A 12430-nucleotide genomic window follows, 5' to 3' on the forward strand; every position below is an offset into this window, starting at 1 on the left:
TGGCGCGCGTCGGCCAGCTCCACCGTGTAGCGGCCCAGCTTGGCCGCAGGCGGCAGCGCGAAGCGGCTCTCCGCGCTGCGCCCGCCCGAGGCGGTGGTGCGCCATTGCAGCGGCTGCTCGTAGGTCTGGCCGCTGCCCTCGTGGCGGATCACCAGCTTGTCCGGCAACTGTCCGGACTCGCCGGCGCCGCCCGGCGGCAACGCGAAGCCGCTCGAGGTCTCGACGCGCAGGTAGTGCTTCATCGAGACGGTCTCGCCCGAGGACAGCAGCGTGCGGTCGAACACCGTATGCGCGCGGACCGTGGGCGTGGCGCTGGTATCGGTCGGCACATGAAAGCGCCAGCTCTCGATGCCGCGGTTCCAGTCGGACATCACGAAGGCCATGTCGGCCTGGCCGCGCGCCTGCGGATGCGCGGCGACGATGCGCGCCGAGACGAAGTAGCCCGACAGCCCGGTGTCCTCGCAATAGCGGCCGGTCCCGCTGCCGCCCTCGCCGTCGCCGCCATCGCCCAGCCGGCCGAAGCGCGCGACGCCGGCATCGTCGGTGCGCGCGGTGGCGATCAGCTTGCCGCTGCAGTCGCGCACCGCGACGCTGGCCTCGCGCACCGGCTTGCCGCCATCGAGCGTGGTAACCCACGCCATCGCGTTGTCGCGCCCGGCCTTGAAGTGCACGCCGAGGTTGGTGACCAGCGCCGCGGTGCGGACATACATCGGCGCCGGCTTGCCCAGCAGCGCCGCGCCAAGATTCGGCGAGGCGATCTCGACCACGTGAAAGCCCGGCTCCGGCAGCGGAATGCCGACCACCTCGAACGGCCGGCTGGCGCCCTCGCCCACCGAGGCCGGCACGGCCAGCTTGCGCGCGCCGGGCACCCCGGCCAGCAGCGACACGGCACGCGTTTCCACCTGCGGCGCGTTGCGCGGAATGCGCGCCGCCGACGGCGGCTTGCCGGCCAGGATCGCGTCGAGTTCGGCGCGGGTCCAGCTGGTCTCGTGCATGCGCCGCACCAGCGCCAGCCAGCGCAGCACCGCGGCATCGTCGTCGACCCGGACCCGGCTGACCATGCCCGCCTCGGCGCGCACGCCGAGCACTTTCAGTTCACGCTCGACATGACGCAGCGTGACCGGCAGCAGCGGCGGATAGTCGGCCGGCTTGTCGGTCTTGCTCCTGGGCAACTCGCCGAAGCGCTCGATCACGCCGAACGGCGCCGCGGCGAACTTGGCCAGCGGCGGCATCGGCGCGGTGGCCACCCGCAGCGGAAACAGGTCGGCGTTGTTCAGCGGCCGGCCGCTTTCGTCCTTCAGGCCGGACGGCAACTCGAGTGTCAGATTGGCGTTCTCGGCGAACGGCGGCTCGAAGCGCAGCGAGGTGATCGTGGCATCGGCGGCCAGGTTCGCCTCCAGCTTCGGCGCCACCGGTCCCGACGGCGTGCGCAGCACCACCGATTCGGCCGCGCGGCGCGCGATCGGCGCCGAGAACTCGAGCGTGATCGGCCGCAGCGGCGTGCAGGGCGCCTGCGCGTTCTCGCGCTCGCAGCTGAAGCTGGCGGTAAACGGCTCGCGCACGCGGTATTCGAAACGGCGCCCTTCCTTGCTGGCCAGGCCCGACGGCGTCGCGATGCCCGGCGTCAGCAGCAGTTCCATCCTGGCGCCGGCGGGCAGCCGCTGCTGGCAGGCCAGCAGATGCACGCTGTCGGCACTGCGCGGCTTCCATCCCAGCGCCTTGAGCACCGCCTCGCGGTCCGCGCCGGTGACCAGCCGCACCGGAATCATCTCGCCGACGCCCTGCGCCTGGCACCACGCATGCTGGCGCACCGAGTCCGGCGTCGCCGGACCGTTGAAGCGCAGCGCGAAGACCTGGTCCTCCTCGATCTCGCCCCCGGAGGGGCGGCTGGACACCACGATCGGACCGCCGGTCTCGAAGCGGTATTCGGACTTGCCGCGATAGTCCTGGCCGGCCTGGCTCTTCAGCCCGGCGCGCAGCCGGACCGTGCACGACACCCCGGGCGGCAGGTCGCGGACGAAATCGAACACCCAGTTGCGGTCGTCGACCCAGCGGCCTTCGCCGGCCAGGTCCGCCGGCGCGGCGCCGGCACATTGCACGGCGGCCGGCGCGGTCGCGCGCAGGTCGCCCAGCGGCACCATCGACTGGTCGAAGCGCAGCGTGACCTGGCGGACCTTGGAAACCTGGCCTTCCGGGGAAATACGCGTCAGTTGGATGGCCAGCGCGGCGTGGGTGCCGAACCCCAGTACGCATGCCGCGAGGGCATGGCCGAGGAGGCGCCGGCGGTCCGGCCTGCGAGCACTGCGCCTGGCAACATCGCCCGGGACGTCTGCCGCCATGTCTGCCGGGACGACCGACGCTGCTTCCGCCGCGACGTCCGCCACTTCCTTCATTTCGCCTTCCCCGCCAACGCCCGTGGCCCGGTCTCGCATCTGATCCCTCTCCGGATGGTCGCCCCCGCTCTGGTGCATCAGCGGGCACCTGGCGAGAGTGACATGCGAGGCGCCGGCGCGCAAGCCAACCGACGGGTCAGCGCCGCAGGGTGGCGCCACGGAGTCAAGGCCGGATGGTCGGCGCCGTGGAGTCCGCGCCGCGGGCCGGCCCCAAGTGTCAGCGCAGCAGAGTCAGCGCCTCAGTGGCGGCGCCTCTGTGTCACCGCAGATGCGACAGCGGCAACGCCCCTTCCCGCTTCAGCGCGGTCAGCACGATATTGGAACGCACGCTCTCGACGCCGGGCACGCGCATCAGCTTGCGCATGGTGAAATCGGCCAGCGCCGGCAGGTCGGTGACGACGATGCGCAGCAGGTAGTCCGCCTCGCCGGCGACGGAGTAGCACTCCTGCACCTCCTCGAGCAGCAGGATCTCCCCGCGGAAGCGTTCGATCGCCGTGTCGCCATGGTGGGCCAGCTTGACGCTGGTAAAGACCAGTACGCCCAGGCCCAGCGCGGGCGGCGACAGCACGACCCGGTAGCCGGCGATCACGCCCTCGGCCTCCAGCCGGGCGATGCGTCGGCCCACCTGACTGGGCGACAGATGGACCTGCTCGGCCAGCTGCTGGTGCGTGCTGCGGCCATCGGCCTGCAGCGCGGCCAGCAGGGCCAGATCGAAGTTGTCGAGGCTCAGCATACAAGGATCCTGCATCGGTTTTGCGTTTTATGCAGATTACCCGCATCGGAACGGCAATCCAAGCCGTTTTTGCGGGCTCTTTGCAGCGCCATCTCGGTAGACTTTGCAGAAATCCCGCATGCGCGAGGGACCGCGTGCGGCAAACCTGCAAATGCCAGCCCGGGCGCGCCGGTCCACGGTAGTGGACACCACAGCGGCCGCCCCAGCCGCCACGGCCCAGAGCATGGCCCCACCGAATCGCCGGAGACAAGCCAGATGGAAGCGATCCTCGACCAGACCCAGGACCAGAAAGCCGCGTCGGCGCCCGCCTTTGCCGGCACGCTGACCGACAAGCTGAAGGAGCAGTTCGAAGCCGGCCTGCTGTCCGACCCGGACCTGAACCCGGACTTCACCATCGCGCAGCCGCTGCACCGCTACACCGACGCCGACCACGCCGTCTGGCGCCAGCTGTACGCGCGCCAGGCCTCGATGCTGCGCGGCCGGGTCTGCGACGAATTCCTGCGCGGCCTGGACACGCTGGGCATGGACGCCGACCGCGTGCCCGACTTCGCCCGCCTGAACGACAAGCTGATGGCCGCCACCGGCTGGCAGGTGGTCGCGGTGCCGGGCCTGGTGCCGGACGAGGTGTTCTTCGAGCATCTGGCCAACCGGCGCTTTCCGGCCAGCTGGTGGATGCGCAAGCCGGAGCAGCTGGACTACCTGCAGGAGCCGGACTGCTTCCACGACGTGTTCGGCCACGTGCCGCTGCTGATCAACCCGGTCTTCGCCGACTACATGCAGGCCTACGGCCAGGGCGGCCTGAAGGCGGCCGGCATGGGCGCGCTCGACATGCTGGCGCGGCTGTACTGGTACACCGTCGAATTCGGCCTGATCCGCACGCCCGAGGGCCTGCGCATCTACGGCGCCGGCATCGTGTCGAGCCAGGGCGAGTCGATCTACAGCCTGGACTCGGCGAGCCCGAACCGGATCGGCTTCGACGTCCGCCGCATCATGCGCACCCGCTACCGGATCGACACCTTCCAGAAGACCTATTTCGTCATCGACAGCTTCGAACAGCTGTTCGACGCGACCCGCCCGGACTTCACGCCGCTGTACGCCGAGCTGCGCCAGCAGCCGACGCTGGGCGCGGGCGACGTGGCCGAGGGCGACCAGGTGCTGCAGGTCGGCAACCGCGAGGGCTGGAGCGACAGCGACGATATCTGAGGCCGCCGCCGTTCGGCGGCCCTTTGCGGGACGCCGGTTGCGCCCTGGTTCGCGCCGATTGCGCGTCCGTTGCGCGCCTGTTCCACGCCATTCCACGCCCCATTGCCGGGCTTTATGAAAGAATGCCGGCATGCCCGACCGCAACGGCCGGGCGGGCCGGCTCTGCCATTTTCCGATTTCGACTTTCCGGGCCTTGCCATCATGACGTCTGCCACCCTTTCCCCCTTGTCCGAACAGGAACGCGCGCCGCTGCTGGCGTCGCTGCCCGGCTGGACCGCGGTCGCCGATCGCGACGCGATCCACAAGCGCTTTACCTTCGCCGACTTCAACGCCGCCTTCGCCTTCATGACGCGCGTCGCGATGCAGGCCGAGAAGGCCGACCACCATCCCGAATGGTTCAACGTCTACAACCGCGTCGACATCACGCTGTCGACCCATGACGCCAACGGCCTGACCCAGCGCGATATCGACCTGGCGCGCTTCATCGAGCAGGCCGCGGCGACGCTGGCCAAGCGCTGAGCGCTGAGCGGCGGGCGCGCTGCCAACGGCGCGTTGCCAAGGCATCGGGGCGGACCGCGAGGACCCGCCGCCTAGCCCGATCGCGTAGTCCGATCGCAGGGCCGGCCCGGGGGGCGCACCGCGGGGCCCAGCGTGACCAACCGCGGTCCCCCGCCGCAAGCCAATCGAAAGGAAGGCCCACGCCTTGCGCGGTACAATCGGCGGCCAGGCGGGGCGCCCGGCACCCGAAGCGCGACGCCAGCCGCGCTACCTGCGGCGCTCCCCCAAGCATCCCTGCCGAACCCAGCCGAACCTTTCGCCCATGCGCATCCTGTTGATCGAAGACGACCGCCAGATCGCCAGCGGCGTCGAAGCCGGCCTGTTCCAGGCGGGCCACCAGGTGCGCGTCGTCCATGACGGGGTCTATGCCACCGAGCATCTGCTCAAGGAGCAGCACGACCTGGTGATCCTCGACCTGGGCCTGCCCGGCATCGACGGCATGACCCTGCTGTCGCGCTACCGCGCCCGCAACCGCACCACCCCGGTGCTGATCCTGACCGCGCGCGACGAACTCGAGGACAAGCTGTCCGGCCTGAACGCCGGCGCCGACGACTACCTGGTCAAGCCCTTTGCCTTTCCCGAACTGGAGGCGCGCGTGCGCGTGCTGCTGCGCCGCAGCCAGCATGGCGAGGCGGCGCCCGACCGCGACGTGCGGCTGGGCCGGCTGCGGCTGTCGGGCAGCGACCGGCGCATGTTCCTCGACGGCAAGCCGCTGGAACTGTCGCCGCGCGAGTTCGCGGTGCTCGAGCTGCTGCTGCAGCGGCAAGGGCGCGTGGTCAGCAAGGCCCAGCTGCAGGACCACCTGGCGACCTTCGCCCATCCGGCCGGCGATGGCGGCGACACCGTCGGCGATACCGCGATCGAGGTCTACGTCCATCGCGTGCGCAAGAAGCTCGAGGACAGCGACGTCGAGATCGTGACGGTGCGCGGCTTCGGCTACCTGCTGCAAAGCCGCGGCCAGGCCTAGCGCGAGGCGCGGCGTGCGGCGGCTCCAGGCGCCTCTGCGGAGCGCGCGCGGCGAAGGTCCATCCGGCGGCCAGGGCGGTACCGGGGGAACCAACGGCAACGGGGGGGCCGGCGGTTCTGGCGGGGCTGGCGGTTCCCGTTCAAACGGCGGCGGCGCCCAGCAGGTACGCCTGGCCTCGACCCAGAGCCTGCGCGTCCATCTGCTGCGGGCGCTGGCCACGCCGCTGTTCGCGCTGGTGCTCGCCAGCGGCTCGCTGTCCTACTGGCTCGCGGCGCACTACACCACGCAGGTGTTCGACCGCGCGCTGTACGGCGTCGCCAACAATATCGCCCAGCAGATCCGCATCGCCGGTCCCCGGCTCGAACACGACATCCCCGCGATCGCGCAGACCCTGGTCGAGGCCGAGGGCAGCGACCGCATCTACTGGCGCATCCACGGGCCCGACGGGCTGATCGGCGGCATGGATACCTGGCTGGGCTACGGCACCGGCCAGACCACGCTGCACGACGCGCGGCTGTTCTACGCCTGGTTCAGCGGACGGCAGGTACGGGCGGTGCGGCTGCCGGTGCATCTGGATCCGGTGCAGACGACCCCCGCCGATGGCGACATCGATGCCACCGCCGACATGGCGGGCGGCGTGGCGGACAACGTAACCGACAGCGTGCCGAACGACGCCGCGGGCTCGGCCAGCGCGCCGCAGGCCGCCGGTTCGCCGTCACGCGGCCCCATCGTCGTCGAGGTGGCCGAGCTGCTGGACCGGCGCGAGACGGCCGCCAACGAAATCCTGCTGTCGGTATCGGTGCCGCTGATCCTGCTGCTGCTGGTCGGCAGCCTGATCCTGTCGCACGTGCTGAAGGAAGAGCTGGTGCCGCTGCAGATCCTGACCGACAAGCTGAACCGGCAGACCGCACGCTCGCTGGCCTCGCTCGACGAGACCCAGGTGCCGGCCGAGGTCGAGCCGCTGATCCGCGCGCTCAACGCGCTGCTGGCGCGACTGCGCGACGCCCTCGACGCCCAGCGCAAGTTCATCGCCGATGCCGCCCACCAGTTGCGCACGCCGCTGACCGCGGTCAAGCTGCATGCCGACCGCGCGGTCGAGGCGGAGAACCCCGAGGTCACGCGCCACGCGCTGCGCGAGCTGCAATCGGCGGCGGACCGCGCGGTGCGGCTGTCGAACCAGCTGTTGTCGCTGGCGCGCGCCGAGCCCGGCCTGTCGCTCGAGCGCCTCGGTCCGATCGAGCATTTCGACCTGGCGACGCTGGCCTTCGAGACCGGCGCCGAATGGGTGCCGCAGGCGCTGGCGCGCCATATCGACCTGGGTTTCGAGACGCTGCCGGGGCCGACTTTCACCGGCGCCGCGCCATCGATGGTGCGCGGCAACCGGCTGCTGCTGCGCGAGGCGCTGAACAATCTGATCGACAACGCGGTCAAGTATGTGCCCGCCGGCGGCCGCATCACCGTGCGCGCCGGCGGCGAGGCGATCGGCCATCGCGGCATGGCGGTGGTGATGATCGAGGACAACGGGCCCGGCATTGCGCCGGCGCGGCGCGAGGAGGTGTTCAAGCGCTTCTTCCGCGGCGACCATGTGCCCGGGCGCAGTCCCGAAGCCACCCCGGGCGGCGCCGGGCTGGGACTGGCGATCGTCCACGAGATCATCAGCCTGCATCACGGCAGCATCAGCATCGAGGACGTGCCCGAGGTGGAATCACGGCGCGAATCGCAGCGGGAATCACAAGGCGAATCACAAGGCGAATCGCAGCGCGCCGATGGCCAGGCGCGCGCGACCATGCGCTTCGTGATCCGGATTCCGTGCGAGGCGCCGGGCGCGGGCTAGCCCTGGACCGCGCCCCGGCGGCAGGGCTTCAGCGCTTGCCCTTGGGCGCCAGCATGGTGCCGCGGCAGTTCGGGCTGCCGCAGCGGCACTCGAACTCCTTCTTCAGCTTCTTCGTATAGCGGGCGTCGATCACCAGCCCGTAGTCGTAGAACAGTTCCTCGCCGGCCTCGATATCGCGCAGCGCGTGGATGAACACCCGGCCCTTCTTCTCGCGCGCCTCGCAGTTCGGTTCGCAGGCATGGTTGATCCAGCGCGAACGGTTGCCGCCGAACTTGGCGTCGAGCACGTCGCCGCCCTCGAGGCTGAAATAGAAGGTGTGGTTGGGGTCGGTCGGATCGTGCGGATGGCGATCCAGCGCGGTCTCCCACGAGATGCGCTCGCCCTTGTATTCGATGATCCGTTCGCCCGCGGCGATCGGCGCGATCGCATAGACGCCCTTGCCGTGCACGCCGGACTGGCGGACCTCGATGCGGTCCTTGGCGGTCCTGGGCTTCTTCTCTTTTGCCGCTTTTGCCGCTTTCCCCGCCTTTTCGACCTTTTCCAGCTCTTGCGCCTTCGCGGCCTTGCCCGCCTTGTCGCTCTTTTCTCCCTTGCTGTCCTGCTTGCGCTTCGACTGTTCGGCCATATCCGTCCTGTTTACCGTCTGTTTACCGTCGTCTGGTCTGTCTGCTGGTCGTGTGCCCGATGCCGGCGCCTGCCATCCGGGCGATGCGGGATGATACCCGCGCCGCGTGACGGTGCGTGGCTGGGCGTATACCTCGCTTTCCGCGTGACCACGTCTGACTTCCGCCTCACGCCGGCCTGACGCCTCGTTTCGCAAGGGCCGGCGATCGGTTAACGCAAGAACGTGCAAGAAGCGGTCCATCGGACACGCCGTCCGCCCGGCGTATACCGGTCGGCAGGGGTCGCGATGCGGGTCCGCTCTGTGGACAACCCGGCCTTCTTCTGTGGATAAGCACGCGGGTTTGATGTGGGCCGCCTGGGGCTGGCATGGGGATGCCTCGGGCATAAGTCCTAGCCTTGTCGGCGGGGTCCTCCACCGAACGGCTGAGTCATCCACCTGCCCCGGGATTTCGTCCCGATGGTTCTGCATTCGGTAAACCGTTGATTCGACTGACGTATACCGACTTGTCCACAGAAAGGGGGCGGGTTTACCTACTACTACTATCCGTATACATCAAAAGAACTATCTAAACCAAAGGGACTACGTCCCCCTGTCGGCTGCGAAGCGAAACGGGGAAAACGAGGTAAACCCCGCGAGCTGCGTTTACCTCCCTCGACGGGTATACGTCGGACGCGGTTACCCGCTCGACGCGTATACCTTGGCAAGCTCATCGTTCGGGCAGCGGTATACGCCTGAACCTTGGCAGCCGAACGTCGACAAACCGGCGTATACCCAAGCCGGCAGCGGCCGGGACTCGACCGGAAGGCTTCGGAGCCCCCCAGAGGCCTTCAGAGGCCGGTTAACGCCCTGGACGGCACATGGCACGTCCTGGGCAAGCCGAGGCCGCTACGGGGCGTATACGGCCCCATGGACGACAGCGTATACGGCAGCGCATATGGCGGCTTGCGCCGCCCGCAAACCGTCGCGATCCCCCCTCCCACCCCGGCAGGCCTTGTCCAGCCAAGGGTTGCTGTAACAATGTCGCGCGGGGACCGGCCGGCGTGACACGGTATGATGTGGCCCGCAGCGCCTTTTCCGGGGCCACGTCCGGCACACCGGGCGGGCGGGAAGGCAATGTGTTTTTTCAACTCGATACGGAGTGAAGCATGACGAAAACCGAACTGATCGACGCGATCGCCGCGGGTGTGGATGGTCTGACCAAGGCCAAGGCCGAGCAGGCACTGAACGTGACCCTGAACGCCATCATGGACGCCGTTGCCAAGGGCGACACCCTGAGCCTGATCGGCTTTGGTACGTTCAGCCAGGGCGAGCGTGGCGAACGCATGGCCCGCAACCCGCGTACCGGCGAAGAGATCAAGGTCGAAGCCGCGAAGACGGTCAAGTTCAAGGCCGGCCAGAAGTTCAAGGACGCCGTCAATCAGTAAGCTGTCGGGCGGTACCGACCAGCCCGGTTCTGCATGGTCCCGCCGTGCCGCCGCCCGTCGCCGCAAGGCGAGCGTGGGGCACTGGGCGGGAAATGTTATCCACAACGTAGCCGCAAGGCTTTTCCCCGTTTTTCCACCGGCATCGGCCCCTGGGCCGTGCGGCGCCCGATGCGGTGCCGCGAAGCCTGCCGCGGCGTGCCGGTTCCGCGTTCTTTCCCGTGTTTTTCCCGCATTCCACGGGCCTTGCAGCGCCATTGCGCGCCAATTAATCGTCGTAGCCCGCCGTTTTCAGGTCATGCCGATGCGCGCCTTGCCACCCGGATTTCCACAGCGTTATTCACATCGTTTCTCACATGATTTTCCACAGCGCTCCGCGGGTTTGGCGGGACGTGCGTTGACCGTGCTGCGTACACGTTTTTCCGTGCTTGCCGGCACGGTTGCCGCCTGCCTGCTGACCGCGTGCGCGACGCCCCCTTCCCAGCCGCCCTCGCCGCCGCCGACCGCGCGGCCGCAGGCGATGCCGTTGCCGCAGGCCCAGGTACAGGCGCCGGCACCGATGCCGGGCGCCACGCCGCGCCAGCGCATCGTGCAGATCGCGCTGCAGGAATGGCAGCGCTGGGGTGGCCAGACCATACGCATCGGGCGCGACGACACCGCCTGCGTGGTCAGCAGTCCGCTGCCACCGCCGCCGCCGGCGCTGCCTGACGGCATCGAGGAGCTCCTGCAGAACGGCTCGCTGAACGCCTCGTCGGCCGATACCGACGAGAGCTTCGGCACCACCGCCGCGCCCGGCTGCGCCGGCTTTCCGGACGGCACCGGCATGGAAGCGACCCCGCAGGGCTGCGCGCTGGCGCAGCGTTATTGGGCGATCGTCGGCAAGGAGGTCGATTGCCAGCAGATCACCGAGGGACGATGGGCCTGGTCCGCGGTGTTCATTTCGTGGGTGCTGCGCCAGGCCGGGCTGAACGAGCGCCAGTTCCTGACCGGGCAATCGCATTCGATGTATGTGGTGGACGCGCGCGACGGCATCCTGCCTGCGCCGGCCTTCCGCCTCGAGCCGCTGCCGGCCATGCCGCGCCCGGGGGACATCCTGTGCGCCGGCCGCGGCCGCGACAAATACCTGAGCGGCGTCGACGAAATCGGCTTCGGCACCACGCCGATGCACTGCGATATCGTGGTCGAGATCGATGCCACCGCCCGCGTGGTCAAGACCATCGGCGGCAATCTGCAGCAGTCGGTGTCGATGGAACTGATCGAGCTGGGCGATTCGGGAATGGTGGATGGCTTCACGAATTCGCACGCGCCCTGGCTGGTGCTGATGCGCAACCAGTTGCCGTAAGCCGGGACGGAGGCGGCGGGCCTCGGATGCCAGGCGTCAGCGGCGTTCGTGCCAGTCGCCGCCTCTGTCTCCGTCTCCATCGCGGCCGCCGCCCTCACCCCCGTTCTCGCCCTCACCGTCGTTGTCGTCGATCTCTGAATCGACATCCCCATCGACATCCGCATCGACATCGGCCAGATCGCGGAACAGGTCCAGCTGCGCGGTGTCAGGATCGCTGGTCGCCACGCCGACGCCCAGCAGCCGTACCGGCAGCCGCCTCCGCGCATGGCCCTCGGCCAGCAACCGCGCGTAGACGGCGCGGTCCGGCATCTGCCCGCGGCATTCGACCGTGGTCTGGCGAAAATCCGAGAAACGCAGCTTGACCGTGAGCTTGTGGATCACGTGCTGGGCGCCGGCCCGCGCGATGCGGGCCTCCAGCTGCGCGATCAGCGGGTCGAGCTCGGCCAGGCACGCCGGCAGGTCGGGCAGGTCGTCGGCATAGGTCTCCTCGACGCTGATCGACTTGCGCTCGCGCTCGGGCGACACGCGCCGCTCGTCGATGCCGCGGCACAGGTTGTAGAGCCGGCCGCCGAAACTGCCGAAGTGCCGATGAAACAGGTCCGGCGTCCAGGCCCGCAGATCGGCGCACGTCTTGACGCCGAGGCGGTTGAGCTTGGCCGCGGTAACCCGCCCGACGCCATGGATGCGCTCGACCGGCAAGGCGGCGACGAAGGCGTCGACCGCTTCGGGCCGCACCACGAACAGGCCATCGGGCTTGTTCCAGTCGCTGGCGATCTTGGCGATGAACTTGCTCGGGCCGACGCCGGCCGAGACCGTGACGCCGACCTCCTCGCGCACGCGCCGGCGGATCTCCTCGGCGATGCGCGTGGCGCTGCCCTGGTGCTGGCGGCACGCGCTGACGTCCAGATAGGCCTCGTCCAGCGACAGCGGCTCGACCAGTTCGGTGTATTCGCGGTAGATGCCGAAGATCCGGCGCGACGCTTCCTTGTACTTGTCCATCGCCGGCCGCAGGATCAGCAGCTCGGGACAGCGCTTGACCGCCTGCGCCGACGACATCGCCGAGCGCACGCCATAGGCGCGCGCCTCGTAGTTGCAGGTCGCGATCACGCCGCGCCGGTCCGGCGAGCCGCCGACCGCCATCGGCCGGCCGCGCAGCGAGGGGTCGTCGCGCATCTCGACCGAGGCATAGAAGGCGTCGCAGTCGCAATGGATGATCTTGCGCAGCGGCGGGGCCGGCGTGCTGGTCATGGGCGTTTGATTATTCGTGGCAATAATCAAACGCTGCCGAGCCGGCGCCAGCGACATCCGTCACATCGATGGAAACGCATCGATTCGTTCGAAGTGTGGGCAAGGC

At 69.2% G+C, this 12430-nt stretch carries 10 protein-coding genes; 6 read left to right on the top strand and 4 right to left on the bottom strand.

The genetic code is table 11. The features are described 5' to 3' along the window. Both AC6EI8_RS10135 and AC6EI8_RS10140 read right to left on the bottom strand, forming a co-directional pair. Nucleotides 1–2339 (bottom strand): MG2 domain-containing protein (locus AC6EI8_RS10135; RefSeq protein WP_498381865.1); only part of this gene is annotated, 2339 nt, incomplete at its 3' end. A 313-nt stretch (nt 2340–2652) separates the two neighbouring features. Further along, nucleotides 2653–3126, bottom strand: a complete 474-nt coding sequence (locus tag AC6EI8_RS10140) for an Lrp/AsnC family transcriptional regulator (RefSeq protein ID WP_498381859.1) — start codon at nt 3124–3126, stop codon at nt 2653–2655. A gap of 255 nt (nt 3127–3381) precedes the next feature. On the opposite strand from AC6EI8_RS10140, the gene phhA reads away from it, so the two are divergent. From phhA to AC6EI8_RS10160, 4 genes are all read left to right on the top strand, one after another. Next, entirely contained in the window at nt 3382–4329 is a 948-nt protein-coding gene (gene phhA / locus AC6EI8_RS10145; protein WP_498381860.1) for a phenylalanine 4-monooxygenase, read from the top strand. Between the two features lie 201 nt (nt 4330–4530). Beyond that, the gene (locus AC6EI8_RS10150) at nt 4531–4848 is read left to right on the top strand and encodes a 4a-hydroxytetrahydrobiopterin dehydratase (protein ID WP_149317453.1); all 318 of its coding nucleotides are present in this window, start codon (nt 4531–4533) and stop codon (nt 4846–4848) included. 301 nt (nt 4849–5149) lie between these two features. Beyond that, nucleotides 5150–5854, top strand: a complete 705-nt coding sequence (locus tag AC6EI8_RS10155; RefSeq protein ID WP_023263551.1) for a response regulator transcription factor — start codon at nt 5150–5152, stop codon at nt 5852–5854. A gap of 169 nt (nt 5855–6023) precedes the next feature. Beyond that, entirely contained in the window at nt 6024–7688 is a 1665-nt protein-coding gene (locus AC6EI8_RS10160) for a sensor histidine kinase (RefSeq protein ID WP_498381866.1), read from the top strand. 28 nt (nt 7689–7716) lie between these two features. Here AC6EI8_RS10160 and AC6EI8_RS10165 read toward each other — a convergent pair whose 3' ends face one another. After that, on the bottom strand, nt 7717–8313 hold the full coding sequence (locus AC6EI8_RS10165) for an SET domain-containing protein (protein WP_149317452.1): 597 nt from the start codon (nt 8311–8313) through the stop codon (nt 7717–7719). Between the two features lie 1145 nt (nt 8314–9458). Here AC6EI8_RS10165 and AC6EI8_RS10170 point away from each other — a divergent pair. Further along, complete coding sequence (locus AC6EI8_RS10170) at nt 9459–9737, top strand: HU family DNA-binding protein (RefSeq protein ID WP_006579334.1); 279 nt, start codon at nt 9459–9461, stop codon at nt 9735–9737. A 295-nt stretch (nt 9738–10032) separates the two neighbouring features. Beyond that, entirely contained in the window at nt 10033–11076 is a 1044-nt protein-coding gene (locus AC6EI8_RS10175) for a DUF2272 domain-containing protein (RefSeq protein ID WP_149317451.1), read from the top strand. Between the two features lie 36 nt (nt 11077–11112). Here the strand turns inward: AC6EI8_RS10175 and dinB are convergent, their stop codons facing one another. Further along, nucleotides 11113–12324, bottom strand: coding sequence for a DNA polymerase IV (gene dinB / locus AC6EI8_RS10180; RefSeq protein ID WP_149317450.1), 1212 nt, complete (start codon nt 12322–12324; stop codon nt 11113–11115). Nucleotides 12325–12430: the final 106 nt, after the last annotated feature.

This window comes from Cupriavidus sp. R6-3 (assembly GCF_059772245.1).

Bases quoted from the DNA above. Each gene is read 5' to 3' on its own strand.
- AC6EI8_RS10150 (WP_149317453.1), top strand. From the start codon at position 4,531: ATGACGTCTGCCACCCTTTCCCCCTTGTCCGAACAGGAACGCGCGCCG.
- AC6EI8_RS10140 (WP_498381859.1), bottom strand. From the start codon at position 3,126: ATGCTGAGCCTCGACAACTTCGATCTGGCCCTGCTGGCCGCGCTGCAG.
- AC6EI8_RS10155 (WP_023263551.1), top strand. From the start codon at position 5,150: ATGCGCATCCTGTTGATCGAAGACGACCGCCAGATCGCCAGCGGCGTC.
- phhA (WP_498381860.1), top strand. From the start codon at position 3,382: ATGGAAGCGATCCTCGACCAGACCCAGGACCAGAAAGCCGCGTCGGCG.
- AC6EI8_RS10170 (WP_006579334.1), top strand. From the start codon at position 9,459: ATGACGAAAACCGAACTGATCGACGCGATCGCCGCGGGTGTGGATGGT.
- AC6EI8_RS10175 (WP_149317451.1), top strand. From the start codon at position 10,033: ATGCCGATGCGCGCCTTGCCACCCGGATTTCCACAGCGTTATTCACAT.
- dinB (WP_149317450.1), bottom strand. From the start codon at position 12,324: ATGACCAGCACGCCGGCCCCGCCGCTGCGCAAGATCATCCATTGCGAC.
- AC6EI8_RS10165 (WP_149317452.1), bottom strand. From the start codon at position 8,313: ATGGCCGAACAGTCGAAGCGCAAGCAGGACAGCAAGGGAGAAAAGAGC.